Raw genomic sequence first — 19,690 nt, forward strand, 5'->3', positions numbered from 1 at the left:
TCCTGGCCCGGACCCTCGGGGCCCGGACGTTCGTCGGGCCGTACGGGCGACGGCCCGCCTGGCAGAACGAGGTGACCGGCCGGTAGGTTACGCGCGCGGTTCGCACATCCGACCGGTTCGGCCGGGGGCCCACGCGACGGCGGACCCCGGGGCCCGGCGACAACCCGGTCCGGAAACCGGGCGTGGGCGCGATAGGGTTCCGTTTGGAGAACAGCAAGGCGAGGGAGCGCGCAAAGGTGTCCGTGGGAGAGCTGGCCGGGTTGCTCGTCGCCGTGTTCTGGGCGGTCCTGGTCACCCTGCTCGCCGTGGTGCTGGTCCGCCTCTCGCGAGTGCTGAAGGAGGCCACCGTCCTCGTCTCCGCCGTCACCGAGCAGGCCGTCCCGCTGCTGAGCGACGCGGGCGCCGCCGTGCGCAGTGCCAACCAGCAGCTGGAGCGGGTGGACGAGATCACCGCCAACGTGCAGGACGCCGCCGCCAACGCCAACGCGCTCTCCTCCACCGTCGCCGCCACCCTGGGCGGGCCGCTGGTGAAGGTCGCGGCCTTCAGTTACGGCGTCCGCAAGGCCGTCGCCAAGCAGCAGGGCGGCCAGCCGTCCGTGCCGTCGCAGAGCGGCGAGCGCGAGGAGCTGGCCCGGCTGATCCGGGCCGAGGTGCGCGCCGCGACCGCGCCCAGGAACGGCCTGTTCTCCCGGGTCCGGCGCGCGGTGAGGGGCTGACGGCATGGTGCGACGCGTCTTCTGGATGGCGGTCGGCGCCGGTGCGACCGTGTGGGCCATGAACAAGGCCAACGAGGCCGTGCACCGGCTCACCCCGGACAGCCTCTCCGGCACCGCCACGCGCGGTGCGCTGCACCTGGGCGACCTGGCCAAGCAGTTCGCCCAGGACGTGCGGGCCGGCATGGCCGAGCGCGAGGAGCAGCTGAAGGACGACCTCGGACTGCACGGCACCGCCGTCGTCGAGCCCGGGAGCACCCGCCGGGTCCTGCGCGGCGAGCCGCAGTACCGAGCTATCTCGGCGGCGCCCGGCAGCCCGGCCGCCGCCCTGCCCCCGTCCGGCCCCCGCCCCGTATCCCGTGGGGCCCGCACCACCACCCGAGCCATTGAAGAAACGCCCCGCCGCGCCCTGCCGCAGCGGGGCGGCACCCCGAACCGGAAGGACCAATAATGGAGTCGGCTGAGATCCGCCGCCGCTGGCTGCGCTTCTTCGAGGAGCGCGGCCACACCGTCGTTCCGTCGGCGTCCCTGGTCGCCGACGACCCCACCCTGCTGCTGGTCAACGCCGGCATGGTGCCGTTCAAGCCCTACTTCCTGGGCGAGGTCAAGCCGCAGTTCTCGCGCGCCACCAGCGTCCAGAAGTGCGTGCGCACCCTGGACATCGAGGAGGTCGGGAAGACCACCCGGCACGGCTCCTTCTTCCAGATGTGCGGCAACTTCTCCTTCGGCGACTACTTCAAGGAAGGCGCCATCAAGTTCGCGTGGGAGCTGCTCACCAGCTCCGTCGCGGACGGTGGCTACGGCCTGGAGAAGGAGAAGCTCTGGATCACCGTCTACCAGGACGACGACGAGGCCGAGCTGATCTGGCGTGACGTCATCGGCGTCCCGTCCGAGCGCATCCAGCGCCTCGGCATGAAGGACAACTTCTGGTCGATGGGCGTCCCCGGCCCCTGCGGCCCGTGCTCGGAGATCAACTACGACCGCGGCCCCGCGTACGGCGAGGAGGGCGGCCCGGCCGTCAACGGCGAGCGCTACCTGGAGATCTGGAACCTGGTCTTCATGCAGTACGAGCGCGGCCACGGCGACGGCAAGGACGGCTTCGAGATCCTCGGCGACCTGCCGAGCAAGAACATCGACACCGGCCTCGGCCTGGAGCGCCTCGCCGCCATCCTCCAGGGCGTCGACAACCTCTTCGAGATCGACACCAGCCGGATGATCCTCGACCGCGCCGCCGAGCTCACCGGCCACACCTACGGCGCCGACCACAAGTCGGACGTCTCGCTGCGCGTGGTCACCGACCACATCCGCACCGCGCTGATGCTGATCGGCGACGGCGTCACCCCCGGCAACGAGGGCCGCGGCTACGTGCTGCGCCGCATCCTGCGCCGCGCCATCCGCAACATGCGCCTGCTGGGCGCCACCGGCGTGGTGGCCAAGGACCTCACCGACATCGCCATCAAGGCGATGGCTCCGCAGTACCCGGAGCTGGAGAGCGACCGCAAGCGCATCGAGACGGTCGTCGTCGGTGAGGAGGCGGCCTTCCTGCAGACCCTCAAGGCCGGCACCAGCCTGCTGGACGCCGCGGTCACCGAGACCAAGCAGGCCGGCGGCGCGGTCCTCTCCGGGGACCAGGCCTTCAAGCTGCACGACACCTACGGCTTCCCGATCGACCTCACCCTGGAGATGGCCGAGGAGCAGGGCCTCCAGGTGGACGAGGCCGGCTTCCGCCGCCTGATGCAGGAGCAGCGCAACCGCGCCAAGGCGGACGCCAAGGCCAAGAAGATGGGCCACGCCGACGTCGCCGCGTACCGCGAGGTCGCCGACAAGTCCGGCGCGAGCGTCTTCACCGGCTACAACCTCACCGAGGGCGAGGCCAGCGTCGTCGGCCTGCTGGTGGACGGCGTTCCGGCGCCGGCCGCCTCCGAGGGCGACGAGGTCGAGATCATCCTCGACCGCACCCCGTTCTACGCCGAGGGCGGCGGCCAGCTCGCCGACCACGGCCGGATCCGGCTGGAGTCCGGCGCGGTGGTGGAGATCCGCGACGTGCAGCAGCCCGTCCCGGGTGTCATCGTGCACTCCGGCGGGGTGCTGTTCGGCGAGGTCGTGCTCGGCGCCTCGGCGTACGCCACGATCGACACCGAGCGCCGCCGGGCGATCGCCCGCGCCCACTCGGCCACCCACCTGACCCACCAGGCGCTGCGCGACGCGCTCGGCCCGACGGCCGCCCAGGCCGGCTCCGAGAACGCCCCCGGCCGCTTCCGCTTCGACTTCGGCTCGCCCGCCGCCGTCCCGGGCACCGTGCTGGTCGACGTCGAGCAGAAGATCAACGACGTGCTGGGCCGTGAACTCGACGTCACCGCCGAGGTCATGACGATGGATCAGGCCCGCAAGGCCGGCGCCATCGCGATGTTCGGCGAGAAGTACGGCGACGAGGTCCGGGTCGTCACCATCGGTGACTTCTCCAAGGAGCTGTGCGGCGGCACGCACGTCGGCAACACCGCCCAGCTGGGCCTGGTCAAGCTGCTCGGCGAGTCCTCGATCGGCTCCGGCGTGCGCCGCGTCGAGGCGCTGGTCGGCGTCGACGCGTACAAGTTCCTGGCCCGCGAGCACACCGTGGTCTCCCAGCTGACCGAGCTGGTCAAGGGGCGCCCGGAGGAGCTGCCGGAGAAGATCTCGGGCATGCTCGCCAAGCTCAAGGACGCCGAGAAGGAGATCGAGCGCTTCCGCGCCGAGAAGGTGCTGGCCGCCGCGGCGGGTCTGGCCGACTCGGCCGAGGACGTGCACGGCATCTCGGTGGTCGCCGCGCAGGTCGCCGACGGCGTGGGCGCGGACGAGCTGCGCAAGCTGGTGCTGGACGTGCGCGGCCGCCTCGGCTCGCGCCCGGCCGTGGTCGCCGCCTTCACCGTGGCGAACGACCGCCCGCTGACCGTGATCGCCACCAACGAGGACGCCCGCGCCCGCGGCATCAAGGCCGGCGAGCTGGTCCGGGTCGCCGCCAAGACCCTCGGCGGCGGCGGTGGCGGCAAGGACGACGTCGCCCAGGGCGGCGGCTCCAACCCGGCCGCGGTCGGCGAGGCCGTCGCCGCGGTGCGCGGCCTGGTCGCGGAGCGCGCCAGCTGATGGTCGAGGAGCCTCAGGTGGAGCGGCCCTTCCGGCGGGGGCGGCGGATCGCCGTCGACGTCGGTGACGCCCGGATCGGGGTCGCGTCCTGCGACCCCGACGGGGTGCTCGCCACGCCCGTGGAGACCGTTCCGGCCGGGGTGAAGTCGCAGGCCAGGATCGCCGCCATCGTCGAGGAGTACGACGCGGTGGAGGTGATCGTCGGGCTGCCCCGCTCGCTGAGCGGCAAGGAGGGCCCGGCGGCGGAGAAGGTCCGCGCCTACGCGACGCGGCTGGCCAACCGGCTGTACCCGGTGCCGGTCCGGCTGGTCGACGAGCGGATGTCGACCGTCACCGCCACCCACGGGCTGCGCGCCTCGGGCGTCAAGGCGAAGAAGGGCCGCTCGGTGGTCGACCAGGCCGCCGCGGTGGTGATCCTGCAGACCGCCCTTGAGTCCGAACGGGTGAGCGGGAACCCGCCCGGTGAGAGCGTCGAGGCGGTCGGCTGACCGGCCTGATCTAACGTCCCGTCGAGGGGTCCGTGCGGACGCGTCCGCACGGACCCCTTTCGAACGTTTCGGCACTGCCGAGGGGACGCGAGCGATGACCGACCAGGACTTCCACCCGGGGCTCACGCCCGGGCACCTGGGTGCGCCGGTGCTGGAGCCGGAGGGCCGGCCGCCGGGCGCGCCCCGCATGCGCCCCGATGCGCCCGATCCGCACCGACGGCGTAACGGACTGGCCTGCGCGCTCACCGCGCTCGCCCTGGTCGCGGTGTTCGGCGGGGCGGGCCTCGCCGGGTACACCTGGCTCCAGGGGCAGCGCACACCCCCGGCCGCCGCCGACTTCGCGGGGCAGGGCACCGGCAGCGTCCAGGTCTCGGTGCCGGAGGGCGCGGGCCTGTCCCAGATCGCGTCCGCCCTGGTCCGCAACGGGGTGGTGGCCAGCTCGCTCGCCTTCACCCGGGCGGCCAAGGGCAGCGCCGCGGCCGCCGGGCGGATCCAGCCCGGCACCTACACCCTGAAGCAGCGGATGTCGGCCGCGGCCGCGCTGACCGTGCTGATCGACCCGGCCAACGCCAACGGCCTGACCATCCCCGAGGGCTGGCGCGGCTACCAGATCTACGTGGCCATCGACCACAAGCTGCGCCTGCCGGAGGGCACCACCCAGCGCACCGCCCAGGAGCAGGGCGCCGAACTGGGCCTGCCGGACTTCGCCAAGGGCAGCCCCGAGGGCTACCTCTTCCCCGCGACGTACAGCGTCACCGACGGGACCACCGCGATCGACCTGCTGAAACAGATGGTGGAGCGGGCCGGCAAGGAGTTCAGCCGGGACGACGCGAACGTCGTCGCGCAGAACCTCGGGCAGAGCCTGTACGGGCTGGTCACCGTGGCCAGCATGGTCCAGGGCGAGGCCGACAACAACGAGGACATGGGCAAGGTGGCGCGGGTCATCTACAACCGGCTCGCCAAGGGCATGCCGCTGCAACTCGACTCCACGATCAACTACGCGCTCGGCCGGTCGACCCTGAACACCACCGTCACCGACACCCGGCTGGACTCCCCGTACAACACCTACCTGCACCCCGGGCTGCCGCCCACGCCGATCTCCAACCCGGGGCGGCAGGCGATCATGGCGGCGCTGGACCCGGCGCAGGGGGACTGGCTCTACTTCGTCACCGTGAAACCGGGGGACACCCGCTTCACCGACAGCTTCGACGTGCAGCAGCGCAACGTCGCCGAGTTCAACGCCAACCGGGCGTCGGCGAAGCCGAGTGCCTCGGCCCTGCCGTCGGCTTCGGCCGACGCGTCGGCCGAAGCCTCCGGGCCGCCGGCGCCGGCGCCCGAGCCGAGCGCGGGCGGGTGAGGTCGGACACTGACGGCACGTCCGCCCTGCCGGGGGCACGTGTGCGGTACGGTAACGTCTCCTCCCAGGCGCTGCGCTAGCACGCCGGTTCGAGAATCAGCCGGGACCGCGTCCCGGACGGCCGGTCCGATCCTCCGGCCGTCTTCGTCGGTTAAGGGGATCAATGACCGATCTGGGTCGGGGCTACGGCCCCCAGGGCTCTGAGCCGTGGCACCCCGGTGACCCCGGGTACGGCGGCCAGCAGCCGGTCCCCGGCCAGCAGGACGGCCAGTGGCAGCAGTATCCCCAGCAGGGCGAGCCGGTCCAGCAGTATCCCCAGCAGCAGGGCCAGCCGGTCCAGCAGCCGTACGGAGACATGCAGCAGCAGGGGTATCCGCAGCAACAGCAGCAGATGCAGCAGATGCCGCAGCAGGGGTACCCGCAGGGGTATCAGCAGCAGGGGTTCCCGGGCGGACAGCAGCAGTACCCGCAGCAGCAGGTGCCCCAGCAGCAGATGCAGCAGCAGGGCTACCCGCAGCAGGGGTATCCGCAGCAACAGCAGCAGATGCAGCAGATGCCGCAGCAGGGGTACCCGCAGGGGTATCAGCAACAGGGGTTCCCGGACGGTCAGCAGCAACCGGGTATGGCGCAGCAGCAGGGGATGGCCCCGCAGCAGCCCCAACAGCTTCAGCAGCCCGGTGCGCAGCAGCAGCCGGGCATCCCGCAGCAGGGCGCGCAGCCCGGGCGGCGGCGTCGCGCGGCGCCGGAGCCCGAGCCGGTCGCGCCCGTCAGCGGCCCCGGCCCGGACGGCATCGACTGGGAGGCCGAGGCCGCCGCGCTGGAGGCCGGTGCCGACCCGGTCGGCGGGCGCGCGCCCGAGACCGACGAGTGGGACGGCCACCCGGACGGCTTCCAGGAGGACGGCCGTCACGAGGACGGCCACCACGAGGACGCCGAGCACCGCGACGAGGACGGCCACGCCGAGCAGGAGGGCTTCCTCGGCGAGGAGGACTCCTCCCGCGACGCGCAGAAGAAGCGCAAGGAGAAGGGCAAGAAGTCCGGCCGCCGCAACGGCGGGGCCTGCCTGCTGGTCGCGCTGGTGCTGGTCGGCGCCCTGGGCGGGGCCGGCTGGTGGGGCTACGGCTTCTACCAGGACCACTTCGGCCCGCCGCCGGACTTCACGGGCGAGGGCGGCAGCCCCGTCCAGGTCGAGGTCAAGTCGGGTGCGGTCGGCGGTCAGATCGGCCTGGCGTTGAAGAGCGCCGGCGTGGTCAAGAGCGTCGACGCCTTCAGCAAGGCCTGCGACGCCGAGCCGAAGTGCAAGAGCGTCCAGCCGGGCTTCTACTCGCTGAAGAAGGAGTTGCCGGCCGCCACCGCGCTGAGCGAACTGCTCAACGGGGCCGGCGGTGCGGCGCTGGTCATCCCCGAGGGCAAGACCGCCGCCGACATCTACACCCTGATCGACGGGAAGCTGAAGCTGCCGCAGGGCACCACGGCGGGTGTCGCCAAGGCCCAGGTCGGCAGCCTCGGCCTGCCGGCGTACGCGAACGGCAACGTCGAGGGCTTCCTCTGGCCGACCCGGTACAACATCGCCGACGGCATGAAGCCCGAGGACCTGCTCAAGCAGATGGTGAAGAACGCCACCGACAAGTACGCGACCCTGGACGCCGACGCCTCCAAGGCCGGCCTCAAGAACGCGTACGAGGTGGTCATCGAGGCGAGCATCCTGCAGCGCGAGGGCAACACCCCGGCCGACTTCGCCAAGATGGCCAGGACCATCCAGAACCGGCTGGCGAGCGACACCGTGCGCCACACGCTCGGCATGGACACCACGCTGCAGTACTCGCTGGGCCGCAAGGACCTCGACAAGAAGGACATCAACGACGGGTCCAACAAGTACAACACCTACATCAACCCGGGCCTGCCGCCGACGCCGATCTCCAACCCCGGCGACGACGCGCTCAAGGCGGTGCTCAACCCGGCGGACGGCAAGTGGCTGTACTTCATCGCGATGTCCCCGGGCAACACCCTGTACGCCGACACGGACAAGGAGCACGCGGCCAACGTCGAGGCGTACTGCCGGGCGGCGGGCCAGGGCTTCGACAAGGTCGGTCTCCACTGCACCACCAAGTAGCCGCCACCGCACCGCCGTTCACGGAGGAGCAGCGTTGACCAGCAAGCACCGGGCCGCCGTCCTCGGCTCGCCGATCGCCCACTCGCTCTCGCCGGACCTGCACCGGGCCGCCTTCGCGGCGCTCGGGCTGGACGGCTGGCGCTACGACCGCTTCGAGGTCGACGAGGCCGGCCTGCCCGGCTTCCTCGCCGGGCTGGACGAGGCCGAGTGGGCCGGGCTGTCGCTGACCATGCCGCTGAAGCGGGCGATCATCCCGCTGCTGGACGAGGTCAGCGCGACGGCCCGCGCGGTGGACGCGGTGAACACCGTGGTGTTCACCGCCGACGGGCGGTGCACCGGGGACAACACCGACGTCCCCGGGCTGGTGAACGCGCTGCGCGAGCGGGGCATCACCGAGGTGCCGGCCGCGGCCGTGCTGGGTGCCGGGGCCACCGCCTCCTCGGCGCTGGCGGCGCTGGCCCAGGTCTGCACCGGCGAGGTGACCGTCTACGTGCGCAGCGCGGAGCGGGCCCGGGAGATGGCCGAGCTGGGCGAGCGGCTGGGCGTCGCCGTGCGCACCGCCGACTGGGAGCGCGGCGCGCAGGCGCTGGCGCGGCCGCTGACCGTCTCGACCACGCCGGTCGGTGCGACCGACGCCTTCGCCGGGGCGCTGCCCGCGGCACCGGGGGCGCTGTTCGACGTGCTGTACCACCCGTGGCCGACGGCGCTGGCCGAGGCCTGCGCCGCGCGCGGGGCGACCGTCCTGGGCGGGCTGGACCTGCTGGTGCACCAGGCGGTGCTGCAGAGCGAGGCCTTCACCGGGCGGGCGCCGGGGCCGCTGGCGGCGATGCGCGAGGCGGGCGAGAAGGCCCTCGCCGGGCGCTGAGGCCGGGCCGGTGGCCGGATCGCGCCGACCACCGCCCGGCCGGGTGGCCGGAATCGTGCCGACCACCGTCCCGCCGACTGGCCGGTTGCCGTCCGTCACGCGGACTGGGCCTCCGGGTGCCGCCGGGACGTGAAAGGATTCAGGGGAAAAGGCACGCCCGGGCGGGCCCCGGCAGGTGCCGAGGCCGGTCCGCTGATGAAGGAGCTCCGTTGGGTACGTTGCGCTGGCTGACGGCGGGGGAGTCGCACGGCCCCGCACTCGTCGCGACGCTGGAAGGCCTGCCCGCCGGTGTACCGGTCACCACCGCGGTGGTGGCCGACGCGCTGGCGCGCCGCCGGCTCGGTTACGGTCGCGGCGCACGGATGAAGTTCGAGCAGGACGAGGTGACGTTCCTCGGCGGCGTCCGGCACGGCGAGACCATGGGCAGCCCGGTGGCGGTCATGGTCGGTAACACCGAGTGGCCGAAGTGGGAGCAGGTCATGTCGGCCGACCCGGTCGACCCCGAGGTGCTGGCCGGTCTGGCCCGCAACGAGGCGCTCACCCGCCCCCGCCCCGGCCACGCCGACCTGGCCGGCATGCAGAAGTACTCGATCGACGAGGCCCGTCCGATCCTGGAGCGCGCCAGCGCCCGTGAGACGGCCGCCCGGGTCGCGCTCGGTGCCGTCGCCCGCGCGTACCTGAAGGAGACCTGCGGGATCGAGATCGTCAGCCACGTGGTCGAGCTGGCCGCCGCCAAGGCCCCGGCCGGTGTGCTGCCGCTGCCCTCGGACGAGGCGCGGCTGGACGCGGACCCGGTCCGCTGCCTGGACGCCGACGCCTCGAAGGCGATGGTCGCCGAGATCGACCAGGCCCACAAGGACGGCGACACCCTCGGCGGCGTGGTCGAGGTGCTCGCGTACGGCGTGCCGGTGGGTCTGGGCTCGCACGTGCACTGGGACCGCCGGCTGGACGCCCGGCTGGCCGCCGCGCTGATGGGCATCCAGGCGATCAAGGGCGTCGAGGTCGGCGACGGCTTCGAGCTGGCCCGGGTGCCCGGTTCGCAGGCGCACGACGAGATCGTCCCGACCCCCGAGGGCGTCAAGCGCACCTCCGGCCGCTCCGGCGGCACCGAGGGCGGCCTGACCACGGGCGAGGTGCTGCGGGTGCGTGCCGCCATGAAGCCGATCGCCACCGTGCCGCGGGCGCTGCAGACCCTGGACGTGCGCACCGGCGAGCCGGCCAAGGCGCACCACCAGCGCTCGGACGTCTGCGCCGTGCCGGCCGCCGGGATCGTCGCCGAGGCGATGGTCGCGCTGGTGCTGGCCGACGCGGTGAACGAGAAGTTCGGCGGTGACCACGTCTCCGAGACCCGCCGCAACGTGCAGGGCTACCTCGACAACCTGATCATCCGATGACCGTTCCGGTCGTTGTGCTGGTCGGCCCGCCCGGCAGTGGCAAGTCCACCGTCGGGCGGGCCCTGGCCGAGCGCCTGGGCGTCGGCTTCCGGGACACCGACGCCGACATCGAGGCGCTGGCCGGCAAGCCCATCCCGGAGATCTTCGTCGACGAGGGCGAGCCGCACTTCCGCGAGCTGGAGGTCCGGGCCGTGCGCACGGGCGCCACGGAGCACGACGGCGTGCTGGCACTCGGCGGCGGCGCGGTGATGGCCGAGGCCACCCGCGCCCTGCTGCGCGAGCTGCCGGTCGTCTTCCTGGAGGTCCCGCTGGCGGACGCGGTCAAGCGGGTCGGCCTGGACGCCCCGCGCCCGCTGCTGGCCATCAACCCGCGGGCCCGCTGGCGCGAGCTGATGGAGGCCCGCCGGCCCCTCTACCTGGAGGTGGCCACCGCCGTCGTCGACACCGCCGGCCGCACCCCCGAGCAGGTCGCGGACGCCGTACTGGAAGCACTGGAGCTGAAGACCCCCCATGACTGACCCCATCGTCAGGATTCACGTCGGCGGCAGCGCCGGCCACGACCCGTACGACGTGCTGATCGGGCACCAGCTGCTCGGCGAGCTGTCGGCGCTGATCAGTCCCCCCAGCCTGGGGACGAGAGGCGCCAAGCGGGTCGCGATCATCCACCCCGAGGCGCTGGCCGCCACCGCCGACGCCATCCGCGAGGACCTGCTCGGCGAGGGCTACGAGGCGATCGCGCTCCAGGTGCCCAACGCCGAGGACGCCAAGAGCGCCGAGGTCGCCGCGTACTGCTGGTCGGTGCTCGGGCAGACCGGCTTCACCCGCAGCGACGTCGTCGTCGGCCTCGGCGGCGGCGCCACCACCGACCTGGCCGGCTTCGTCGCCGCGACCTGGCTGCGCGGCGTCCGCTGGATCTCCATGCCCACCACGCTGCTCGGCATGGTCGACGCGGCCGTCGGCGGCAAGACCGGCATCAACATCGCCGAGGGCAAGAACATGGTCGGCGCCTTCCACCCGCCGGTGGGCGTGCTGGCCGACCTCGACACCCTGGCGACCGTGCCCAAGCACGACTACGTCTCCGGCCTCGCCGAGGTCATCAAGTGCGGCTTCATCGCCGACCCGGCCATCCTCGACCTGATCGAGGCCGACCCGGAGGGCGCCAAGACCCCGGACGGCACGCACACCGTCGAGCTGATCCGCCGCGCCATCCAGGTCAAGGCCGACGTGGTCTCCGGGGACCTCAAGGAGTCCGGCCGGCGCGAGATCCTCAACTACGGCCACACCCTCGGCCACGCCATCGAGCGCAACGAGCGCTACAAGTGGCGGCACGGCGCCGCGATCTCCATCGGCATGGTCTTCGCCGCCGAACTCGGCCGCCTGGCGGGCCGGTTGGACGACGAGACGGCCGACCGGCACCGTACCGTGCTGGCCTCCGTCGGCCTGCCGCTGCGTTACCAGGCGGACGCCTGGCCGAAGCTGCTGGACGCCATGAAGATCGACAAGAAGTCGCGCGGCGACCTGATCCGCTTCATCGTCCTGGACGGCCTCGGCAAGACCTCCGTCCTGGAGGGCCCCGACCCGTCCCTGCTGGTCGCCGCCTACGCGGAGGTCTCGGCGTGACCAGGGTCATGGTGCTCAACGGCCCCAACCTCGGGCGGCTCGGCAGCCGCGAGCCGGACGTCTACGGCGCCACCTCCTACGCCGGGCTGGTCGAGCGCTGCACCGCGCTCGGCAAGGAGTTCGGCTTCGAGGTCGAGGTGCACGAGACCAACTCCGAGCAGCAGATGGTGGAGTGGCTGCACGAGGCGGCCGACGGCAAGGTGCCCGTGGTGATCAACCCGGGCGCGTTCACGCACTACTCGTACGCGATGCGGGACGCCGCCTCGCAGCGCACCGCGCCGCTGATCGAGGTGCACATCTCCAACCCGTACGCCCGGGAGACCTTCCGGCACACCTCGGTGATCGCCGCGGTGGCCTCCGGCACCATCGCGGGGTTCGGGCTCGGCTCGTACGAGCTGGCCCTGCGCGCCCTGGCCGAGCAACTCGCCACGCGCTGACGCCTGGTCAGCGGCCCGGTGGCGGACTGTGCCCGCCGCCGGGCCGCCGTGTAGTCTCCCCGCTGAGAGGTGTCGGGAGGTGACCGTGACGCAGTACGCCGGGGGCGGGCAGGTCCCGCCGCGTCCCGTCGCTCCGCCGGGGCCGCAGCCGTCGGGGGCCGCCGCGCCGCCGCCGGTGCCGCCCGCTCCGGCTCCTGTTCCCGCCGCCGCGCCGCCGGTTCCGGCCGCTCCGGTGCCGCCCGCTCCGGCTCCTGTTCCCGCCGCCGCGCCGCCGGTTCCGGCCGCTCCGGTGCCGCCCGCTCCTGTTGCCGCGCCCGCCCCGGCCGCACCCGCGCCCGGCGCGCCGGTCCCCGTCGGGTCCACCGGGCACTTCGTGCTGCCCTCCGGCACGCCCGTGCAACTCCCCGCCCACCCGCCGCAGCGGCACGCGCCCACCAGTCCGATCGCCGTCCTGCTGATCGGCCCGGCCGGGGCCGGCAAGACCACCGTCGCCCGGTACTGGGCCGAGCGCCGGCCCAGCCCGACCGCGCACATCAGCCTGGACGACGTCCGCGAGTGGGTGCAGTCCGGCTTCGCCAACCCGCAGTCCGGCTGGAACGACGCCTCCGAGGCGCAGTACCGGCTGGCCCGCCGCACCTGCGGCTTCGCCTGCCGCAACTACCTCGCCAACGGCATCTCCTGCATCATCGACGACGCCGTCTTCCCGGACCGCCCGGCCATCGGCCTCGGCGGCTGGAAGCGGCACATCGGCCCCGGCATGATCCCGGTCGTGCTGCTGCCCAGCCTGGACTCCGTGCTGCACCGCAACGCCCGGCGCGGCGGCACCCGGCGGCTCGGTGACGAGGAGGTGGCGCGGATCCACGGCCGGATGGCCGGCTGGTACAACTCCGGGCTGCCGATCATCGACAACTCGTACCTGGACGTGGCCGGCACCGCCGCCGAGCTGGACCGTGTCATCCTGGCCCGGCTGATGGGCATGCCGGTGCGCTGACCTGCGACGATCCGGCGGTGTCGGTGCCGGCTGCGATGATGTGCGGGTCCTGTCGAACCACCCCGGGGGAGCTGACGCCCGTGCCGGAAGGCCACATCATCCACCGCCTCGCCGCCGAGAACCGGAAGGCCTTCGGCGGCCGCCCGGTCGAGGTGTCCAGTCCGCAGGGCCGGTTCGCCGACGAGGCCAAGGCCATCGACGGGCAGTTGCTCACCGCGGCCGAAGCCGTCGGCAAGCACCTGTTCCTCGGCTTCGAGGAGGGCGCCTGGGTGCACGTCCACCTCGGCCTCTACGGCGGCTTCGCCTTCGGCACCGGGCCCGCGCCCGAGCCGGTCGGCCTGGTCCGGCTGCGGCTGGCCAACGACGACGGCTACGCAGACCTGCGCGGCCCCAACACCTGCGCGCTGGTCACCGGCGCGGAGAAGGCCGCCGTCGCGGCCCGGCTGGGCCCCGACCCGCTGCGCGCCGACGCCGACCCGCAGGCCGCCTGGCGCCGGATATCGGCCAGCCGGACGACCGTCGCCGCGCTGCTGATGGACCAGAAGGTGCTGGCCGGGGTGGGCAACGTCTACCGGGCCGAGGTGCTGTTCCGCCACGGGATCAACCCGCACCGCGCCGGCCGCGACCTCACCCGGGGCGAGTGGGACGCGATCTGGGCCGACCTGGTCGCCCTGATGCACGAGGGCGTCGGCGCGGGCCGGATCGACACCGTCCGCCCCGAGCACACCCCCGAGGCGATGGGCCGCCCGCCGCGCGTCGACGACCACGGCGGCGAGGTGTACGTCTACCGGCGGGCCGCGATGCCCTGCCTGGTCTGCGGCACCGACGTCCGGACGGAGCAGCACGCCGCGCGCAACCTCTTCTGGTGCCCCGCCTGCCAGGCGGCCTGACCGCGTTCGAGGGTTGCTCCGGCCGGGCCCCGGCGCGTCCTCCGGGGGGGGGGGAGCCGGTCAGCCGACGGCCGTGTTGGGCTCGTGGTGTTCGGCGGCGGCGCACGCGTCGAGGAGGGGGCGCAGGGCCTCGTCCACGAGCCGGTAGCGCACGACCCGCCCGTCCTTGTCTCCGGTGACCACGCCCGCGGTGCGGAGCAGCCGCAGGGCCTGGGACACGGCGGGGTCGCGCATGCCGGTGGCGACGGCGAGGTCGGAGACGGCGAGCGGGCCGGCCCGGTGGAGGGCGAGCAGGAGGGCGAGCCGCCCGGGGTCGGCGAGCAGGGAGAACCGCTCGGCCCAGGTGCGGACGTGCGCGGGGTCGCCGATCGCGGCGATGGCCTCGCAGACCCGGTGTCCGTCGATGGTGCGGTGGCCCGCGCGGTCGGCCGGTACGAGATGCATGCGCACATTGTTGCAGGAGGGGGCCTGTGATCCTGGACACCTGCGCAGGTGCGCAGCCTTGCAAGGGTGGGTCCTGGCCCCTACGGTGTTCCCCGCCGTGGTGCTCGGGAAGACCGGTGACGGATCCTCAGGGGTCCCAGTCCGGAGCGGCCCTCGCCACTGTGATCGGGCCATCGTGATCGTCGACGATGGAGAGACGTCCGTACCCACGACGCCACTGGGAGCCTCGCGCACCTGGGAAGGCGGGTACGGGACCCCCGTAAGCCAGGAGACCGGCCACGGCATCTCACGAAGTGTTTCCACGAGGTGCTGGAGCGTGACCCGAATGACCCTGCCCGAAACCGCCGCCGCCGAGGCGCCGGCGACACCGTCCGTGCTGCCCACGTTCCGCTGGAAGCGCGAGGACACCGTCCGCACGGCCGGGCTGATGGGGGTGATCCTGGCCATGCACGTGGTGGCCTTCGGGACGCTCGTCTTCCTGGTCGCGCCCCACAACTACGCGGTCGGCACCCAGGTCTTCGGGGTGGGCCTCGGGATCACCGCGTACACCCTCGGCATGCGGCACGCCTTCGACGCCGACCACATCGCGGTGATCGACAACACCACCCGCAAGCTGATGGCGGACGGCAAGCGGCCGGTCTCGGTCGGCTTCTGGTTCGCCCTCGGGCACTCCTCGATGGTGGTGCTGATGGCCGCCCTGGTGGCGGGCGGCGCGCAGCTGGCCAGCACGCTGATGGACGACGACTCGGCCACCCACAAGTGGCTCGGGATGGTCGGCACGACGGCCTCCGGGGCGTTCCTCTACCTGATCGGCGCGCTCAACCTGGCCGCGCTGCTCGGCATACTCAAGGTGTTCCGGGCGATGCGGGCCGGGTCGTACGACGAGGCGCAGCTGGAGGAGCACCTCAACTCGCGCGGCTTCATGGCCCGGGTGCTGAACCGGGCGACCCGGTCGATCACCCGGCCCGGGCAGATGTTCCCGGTGGGCATGGTGCTGGGGCTGGGCTTCGACACCGCGACCGAGGTCACCCTGATGGTGATGGCCGGGTCGGGCGCGGCGGCCGGGCTGCCCTGGTACGCGATCGTCTGCCTGCCGCTGCTGTTCGCGGCCGGGATGAGCCTGTTCGACACCCTGGACGGGACGTTCATGAACTTCGCGTACCAGTGGGCCTTCGCGAACCCGGTCCGGAAGGTGTACTACAACCTGACGATCACCGGGCTGTCGATCGCGGTGGCCTTCGTCATCGGCACCATCGAACTGGTCGGCGTGCTGCACGAGAAGCTCGATCTGACCGACCCGGTCACCGGCTGGATCGCGGGCATCTCGCTGGACAACGTCGGCTACGCGATCGCCGGGCTGTTCGTGGTGGTCTGGGCCGCGGCGATCGCCTACTGGAAGCTGGCCCGGGTGGAGAAGCGCTGGGTGGCCGCCGAGTAGCGACGGCTGCGATCAGCGACGGCAGCGAGCAGCGACGGCGCCTCCCCCGGGATTCCGGGGGAGGCGCCGTTTCGTCGCTGCGGGTCGGTGCCGGTCGTCGAGCGGGCGGGGTTCAGCGCTCTTCGCGGAAGTCGACGTGCCGGCGCGCGACCGGGTCGTACTTGCGCAGGACCATCCGGTCCGGGTCGTTGCGGCGGTTCTTGCGGGTCACGTACGTGTAGCCGGTGCCGGCGGTGGAGCGGAGCTTGATGACGGGGCGCAGTTCGCTGCGGGCCATGGGTGTCCTCCCGGGTTGGCGGGGTGTTCGGGGCTGGGGCGAAACCGTACACCGAAATGGAAGTCATTTTCATCTGGTGTAACGTGAGCTCCGTCCCGCCCATTCCCGGACGCCAGGGAGCACCCATGTCCGCCCACTGCCAACTCACCGGCCGCCGGCCCGGATTCGGCAACGCGATCTCGCACTCGCACCGCCGCACCCGCCGCCGCTTCGACCCCAACATCCAGCACAAGCGCTACTGGCTGCCCGGTGAGGGCCGGTACGTCCGGCTCACCCTCAGCGCCAAGGGCATCCGCACCATCGACACGATCGGCATCGAGGCCGCCGTCGCCCGCATCCGCGCCCGAGGGGGGAAGGTCTGATGGCCAAGCAGAGCAAGATCGCCAAGAACGAGCAGCGCCGCGCCGTCGTGGCCCGGTACGCCGAGCGCCGCGCCGAGCTCAAGCGGATCATCGCCCACCCCGGCACCGCCCCCGCCGAACGCGCGGACGCCCAGGCCGAACTCGCCCGCCAGCCCCGCGACGCCAGCGCCACCCGGATCCGCAACCGCGACGCCGTCGACGGCCGCCCCCGCGGCTACCTGCGCGCCTTCGGCCTCTCCCGGGTCAACCTCCGCGTCCACGCCCACGCCGGCCACCTGCCCGGCGTCCGCAAGGCCAGCTGGTGAGCGGCGTGGACGGGATCAAACTGCCCGTGGTGGTCGTCGCCGGACTGCACGCCGACGAACGCCGCGCCGCCGTCCGGGAGTTGGCGGCGGCCGCGGTGGACGCGGTGGTCCTCCACCATGACCTGCGGGAGGCCTCGCAGGGCGTCGTCCACCGTGAACTGCGCGACGCGGGAGGCGGGTTCGACGCCGCCGACGTCCCGCTGGTGAACGACTGCCCCTGCTGCGCCCTGCGCGAGGACCTGCTGCCGCGACTGCTGCGGATCGCCGACGAGGGCCGGTACGGGCTCGCGATCGTCGAACTGTGGGGCGGCAGCGACCCGCACCCGGCCGTCGAGGTGATCGCCGGGGGAGAGGCGGACGGCCGCCACCTGGAGGACGCCGTCGAACTCGCGGGCGTGGTCACGGCCGTCGACCCGGACCGGCTGATCGGCGAACTCTCCGTCTCCGACGACCTGGTGGAGCACGGCGAGCACACCGCCCGCCAGGACCAGCGGACCCGCGCGGAGGCGCTCGCCCACCAGGTCGAGTACGCCACCACCCTCGCCGTCCCGCGCGCGACGGCGCACGCGCCCGGGCTCGCGTTGCTCCGCCAGCTCCACCCCACCGCCCGGGTCGTCCGGCTCGGCACCGGGGCGCTCACCCGGGCCGCCCTCGGCGGCTTCGACGTCGCCGCCGCCCGCGACCGGGTCAACCCGGCGATCGCGCTGCTCCCGCAGGAGAGCGACGAGGCCGGCGTCACCACGCTGGTCTGGGAGCGCCGCCGCCCGCTGCACCCCGAGCGGCTGCACCGGGCGCTGGAACTGCTCGTCCCCGCCGCCCAGCGCAGCCGCGGCCGCTTCTGGCTGGCCAACCGGCCCGACCTGATGCTCGCCTGGGACGCCGCCGGGGCCAACCTCGCCGTCGAGGAGTGCGGCCCCTGGCTCACCTCCCTGCCCGACGCCGCCTGGGAGCTCTACCCGCCCGCCCGCCGGGCCGCCGCCGCCCTCGACTGGCACCCTCTGCACGGCGACCGGGTGCAGCAGCTCAGCTTCACCGCGGAGGGCCTCGACGTCGACGGCGTCACCGGGCTGCTCGACTCCTGTCTGCTCACCGACGCCGAACTCGCGGCGGGCGCACCCGGCTGGAAGGCCCTGCCGGACGCCTTCCGGGACCTGCTCGACCCCGTTCACTGAGGAGCCGTCACTGTGCGTAAGCGACCGAACCCGCCCAAGGCCCGGCCGAACCCGTTGTTCGCGGCCGGCATCGAGTACCTCGACTACAAGGACACCGACCTGCTGCGGCGCTTCGTCTCCGACCGCGGCAAGATCCGGAGCCGCCGCGTCACCCGGCTCACCGTCCAGCAGCAGCGCGCCGTGGCCAGGGCCGTCAAGAACGCCCGCGAGATGGCCCTCCTCCCGTACGCCGCCGGCACCACCCGGTAACCGGTCCCACCGTCACCACTGCCACCACCGTCACCACCCGACAAGGAGCCCCCGATGGCCGTCCCCAAGCGCAAGACGTCCCGCAGCAACACCCGGCACCGCCGGGCCCAGTGGAAGGGCAAGGCCCCGAAGCTCGTCCCGATCACCCTCAACGGCCGCGAACTGCTCGTCCCCCAGAACCTGGTCCCCGCCTACCGCCGCGGCCTGATCGACCCGGAGGGGGCGTAGCGACCACGGAGGGGGCGTGCGGGGGTGGGGGCGCGCCCTGTCGGGGGTGCTCGGCGGGCGGATCGGAGTGGGGGTTCGTAGGCTCGACGCATGTCTGATGCGTACGCGGGTCGGCGGGAGCGGGTGAGGGAGCACTGCAGTGCGGCCGGGGCCGATGCGGCGCTGATCACCCGGGCGGCGAACGTGCGGTATCTGACGGGCTGCGCGCCCTGCGGGGCGACGCTGCTGCTGACCCGGGAGCGGGTGCTGCTGGCAGTGCCGGACGATCTGCCGGCGGACGACACCGGGGAACACCTGATCGCGCCGGACGTCACCCAGGTACCGGTGGCGGCGGCGGCGGACACCGCCCTGGCGGCGGCCGCCGCCGCCGTGCGACTGGGCGTGGCGGACCTGGCGGTGGAGGAGCACGACCTGACCGTCAGCCGCCACCGCGCGGTGGCGGGCCTGGCGGAGGGGGCCCGGCTGGCCGACCTGGGGCAGGTGGTCGAGCGGCTGCGGGTGGTCAAGGACGAGCACGAGATCGCCGACCTGCGGATCGCCGCCGAGATCGCCGACCAGGCGCTCGGCGAGCTGCTGGAGTCGATCCTGGTCGGCCGCACCGAACGGCACCTGGCGATGGAGCTGGAACGCCGGATGATCGACCACGGCGCGGACCGGGCGGCCTACCCGGTGTCCGTCGGCACCGGCAGCCACTCCGGCCAGCCCGCCCACCAGCCGACCGACCGCCGGGTGGAGGAGGGCGACTTCCTCACCGTGGTGATGGGCGCCCAGTACCGGGGCTACGGCGTCTCCACCGCCCGGACCTTCGTGATCGGCGCCGCGCCCGCGCCCTGGCAGGTGGAGCTGCACCGGCTGGTGTTCCGGGCCCAGCGGGCCGCCCGGGAGGCGCTCGGGCCGGGCGTGGAGCAGTGCGTGCCCGACCGGGCCGCGCGGCAGATCCTGGAGGCGGCCGGCCACACCGAGACCTCCCCGCACCCGGTGGGCCACGGCATCGGGCTGGAGATCCGGGAGGCGCCGCGCCTCGGTCCGTCGGACATGGGTAAACTGGACAGCCGCGTGCCGGTCACCGTCGGCCCAGGGGTCCACCTCCCGGGCAAGGGCGGTGTCCGGATCGAGGACACGCTCGTGGTGCGTCCCCCAGAGGAGGGCGGGCCGGAGCTGCTCACCATCACCACCAAGGAGCTCCTCGCCCTGTGACCGCGGCCGCCCGTCGGCCGTCGGCGGCAG

23 protein-coding genes and 1 riboswitch are annotated in these 19,690 nt (G+C 73.3%); of the genes, 20 read left to right on the top strand and 3 right to left on the bottom strand.

Features of this window, described 5'->3' with window-relative positions:
- The first annotated feature begins 236 nt into the window (after positions 1-236).
- The 5 genes from AB0O19_RS06845 (at position 237) to mltG (AB0O19_RS06865) (ending at position 5,678) form a co-directional block, all read left to right on the top strand.
- The gene (locus tag AB0O19_RS06845) at positions 237-716 is read left to right on the top strand and encodes a DUF948 domain-containing protein (RefSeq protein ID WP_363583100.1); all 480 of its coding nucleotides are present in this window, start codon (positions 237-239) and stop codon (positions 714-716) included.
- A gap of 4 nt (positions 717-720) precedes the next feature.
- Complete coding sequence (locus AB0O19_RS06850) at positions 721-1,164, top strand: DUF6167 family protein (protein WP_363583102.1); 444 nt, start codon at positions 721-723, stop codon at positions 1,162-1,164.
- Positions 1,164-3,833, top strand: coding sequence for an alanine--tRNA ligase (gene alaS, locus AB0O19_RS06855; protein WP_363618264.1), 2,670 nt, complete (start codon positions 1,164-1,166; stop codon positions 3,831-3,833). Before AB0O19_RS06850 ends, alaS begins: the two co-directional genes overlap by 1 nt.
- Positions 3,833-4,321: a Holliday junction resolvase RuvX gene (gene ruvX, locus AB0O19_RS06860; protein WP_063346786.1), complete on the top strand. Its 489-nt coding sequence runs from the start codon at positions 3,833-3,835 to the stop codon at positions 4,319-4,321. Before alaS ends, ruvX begins: the two co-directional genes overlap by 1 nt.
- A gap of 94 nt (positions 4,322-4,415) precedes the next feature.
- Positions 4,416-5,678, top strand: coding sequence for an endolytic transglycosylase MltG (gene mltG / locus AB0O19_RS06865; protein ID WP_363618266.1), 1,263 nt, complete (start codon positions 4,416-4,418; stop codon positions 5,676-5,678).
- A 160-nt stretch (positions 5,679-5,838) separates the two neighbouring features.
- Here mltG (AB0O19_RS06865) and AB0O19_RS06870 read toward each other — a convergent pair whose 3' ends face one another.
- The gene (locus AB0O19_RS06870; protein WP_363618268.1) at positions 5,839-6,267 is read right to left on the bottom strand and encodes a hypothetical protein; all 429 of its coding nucleotides are present in this window, start codon (positions 6,265-6,267) and stop codon (positions 5,839-5,841) included.
- A 33-nt stretch (positions 6,268-6,300) separates the two neighbouring features.
- Here AB0O19_RS06870 and mltG (AB0O19_RS06875) point away from each other — a divergent pair, with 33 nt between their 5' ends.
- The 8 genes from mltG (AB0O19_RS06875) to AB0O19_RS06910 all read left to right on the top strand — a co-directional run bounded on the left by mltG (AB0O19_RS06875) (position 6,301) and on the right by AB0O19_RS06910 (position 13,988).
- Entirely contained in the window at positions 6,301-7,791 is a 1,491-nt protein-coding gene (mltG, locus tag AB0O19_RS06875) for an endolytic transglycosylase MltG (RefSeq protein ID WP_363618270.1), read from the top strand.
- A gap of 34 nt (positions 7,792-7,825) precedes the next feature.
- Positions 7,826-8,656, top strand: a complete 831-nt coding sequence (locus tag AB0O19_RS06880) for a shikimate dehydrogenase (protein WP_363618272.1) — start codon at positions 7,826-7,828, stop codon at positions 8,654-8,656.
- Positions 8,657-8,865: 209 nt separating this feature from the next.
- A complete protein-coding gene (aroC, locus tag AB0O19_RS06885; RefSeq protein ID WP_350877858.1) occupies positions 8,866-10,050 on the top strand; it encodes a chorismate synthase in 1,185 nt (394 codons plus the stop codon).
- Positions 10,047-10,568: a shikimate kinase gene (locus AB0O19_RS06890; protein WP_350877857.1), complete on the top strand. Its 522-nt coding sequence runs from the start codon at positions 10,047-10,049 to the stop codon at positions 10,566-10,568. Before aroC ends, AB0O19_RS06890 begins: the two co-directional genes overlap by 4 nt.
- Positions 10,561-11,670 carry a 3-dehydroquinate synthase gene (gene aroB, locus AB0O19_RS06895; protein ID WP_363583114.1) on the top strand — a complete coding sequence of 370 codons (1,110 nt, stop codon included), beginning with the start codon at positions 10,561-10,563 and terminating at the stop codon, positions 11,668-11,670. Before AB0O19_RS06890 ends, aroB begins: the two co-directional genes overlap by 8 nt.
- A gap of 8 nt (positions 11,671-11,678) precedes the next feature.
- Complete coding sequence (gene aroQ, locus AB0O19_RS06900; RefSeq protein WP_363618501.1) at positions 11,679-12,107, top strand: type II 3-dehydroquinate dehydratase; 429 nt, start codon at positions 11,679-11,681, stop codon at positions 12,105-12,107.
- A 79-nt stretch (positions 12,108-12,186) separates the two neighbouring features.
- Positions 12,187-13,098: an AAA family ATPase gene (locus AB0O19_RS06905; RefSeq protein ID WP_363618274.1), complete on the top strand. Its 912-nt coding sequence runs from the start codon at positions 12,187-12,189 to the stop codon at positions 13,096-13,098.
- An 80-nt stretch (positions 13,099-13,178) separates the two neighbouring features.
- Entirely contained in the window at positions 13,179-13,988 is an 810-nt protein-coding gene (locus AB0O19_RS06910) for a DNA-formamidopyrimidine glycosylase family protein (RefSeq protein ID WP_363618276.1), read from the top strand.
- 60 nt (positions 13,989-14,048) lie between these two features.
- Here AB0O19_RS06910 and AB0O19_RS06915 read toward each other — a convergent pair whose 3' ends face one another.
- Positions 14,049-14,432: a metalloregulator ArsR/SmtB family transcription factor gene (locus tag AB0O19_RS06915; RefSeq protein ID WP_363618278.1), complete on the bottom strand. Its 384-nt coding sequence runs from the start codon at positions 14,430-14,432 to the stop codon at positions 14,049-14,051.
- Between the two features lie 81 nt (positions 14,433-14,513).
- A riboswitch (cobalamin riboswitch) is annotated at positions 14,514-14,728 on the top strand.
- Positions 14,729-14,757: 29 nt separating this feature from the next.
- Here AB0O19_RS06915 and AB0O19_RS06920 point away from each other — a divergent pair.
- On the top strand, positions 14,758-15,870 hold the full coding sequence (locus AB0O19_RS06920) for a HoxN/HupN/NixA family nickel/cobalt transporter (protein WP_363583272.1): 1,113 nt from the start codon (positions 14,758-14,760) through the stop codon (positions 15,868-15,870).
- Positions 15,871-15,982: 112 nt separating this feature from the next.
- Here AB0O19_RS06920 and rpmG read toward each other — a convergent pair whose 3' ends face one another.
- A complete protein-coding gene (gene rpmG, locus AB0O19_RS06925; RefSeq protein ID WP_363618280.1) occupies positions 15,983-16,147 on the bottom strand; it encodes a 50S ribosomal protein L33 in 165 nt (54 codons plus the stop codon).
- A 125-nt stretch (positions 16,148-16,272) separates the two neighbouring features.
- Between rpmG and rpmB the strand changes: the two genes are divergently transcribed.
- The 6 genes from rpmB (at position 16,273) to AB0O19_RS06955 (ending at position 19,660) form a co-directional block, all read left to right on the top strand.
- Positions 16,273-16,509 (top strand): 50S ribosomal protein L28, encoded by a 237-nt coding sequence (rpmB, locus tag AB0O19_RS06930; protein WP_350877850.1) that lies wholly within the window; start codon positions 16,273-16,275, stop codon positions 16,507-16,509.
- A complete protein-coding gene (rpsN, locus tag AB0O19_RS06935; RefSeq protein WP_363583126.1) occupies positions 16,509-16,814 on the top strand; it encodes a 30S ribosomal protein S14 in 306 nt (101 codons plus the stop codon). Before rpmB ends, rpsN begins: the two co-directional genes overlap by 1 nt.
- The gene (locus AB0O19_RS06940) at positions 16,811-17,986 is read left to right on the top strand and encodes a GTP-binding protein (RefSeq protein WP_363618282.1); all 1,176 of its coding nucleotides are present in this window, start codon (positions 16,811-16,813) and stop codon (positions 17,984-17,986) included. The genes rpsN and AB0O19_RS06940 overlap by 4 nt, the downstream gene beginning before the upstream one ends.
- Before the next feature lie 12 nt (positions 17,987-17,998).
- Positions 17,999-18,235 carry a 30S ribosomal protein S18 gene (gene rpsR, locus AB0O19_RS06945; protein WP_363618284.1) on the top strand — a complete coding sequence of 79 codons (237 nt, stop codon included), beginning with the start codon at positions 17,999-18,001 and terminating at the stop codon, positions 18,233-18,235.
- A gap of 54 nt (positions 18,236-18,289) precedes the next feature.
- Positions 18,290-18,463: a 50S ribosomal protein L32 gene (gene rpmF, locus AB0O19_RS06950; protein ID WP_063346769.1), complete on the top strand. Its 174-nt coding sequence runs from the start codon at positions 18,290-18,292 to the stop codon at positions 18,461-18,463.
- Positions 18,464-18,553: 90 nt separating this feature from the next.
- On the top strand, positions 18,554-19,660 hold the full coding sequence (locus tag AB0O19_RS06955; protein ID WP_363618285.1) for an aminopeptidase P family protein: 1,107 nt from the start codon (positions 18,554-18,556) through the stop codon (positions 19,658-19,660).
- Positions 19,661-19,690 lie beyond the last annotated feature (30 nt).

The organism is Kitasatospora sp. NPDC091276 (assembly GCF_040684355.1).
Taxonomy (GTDB): domain Bacteria; phylum Actinomycetota; class Actinomycetes; order Streptomycetales; family Streptomycetaceae; genus Kitasatospora.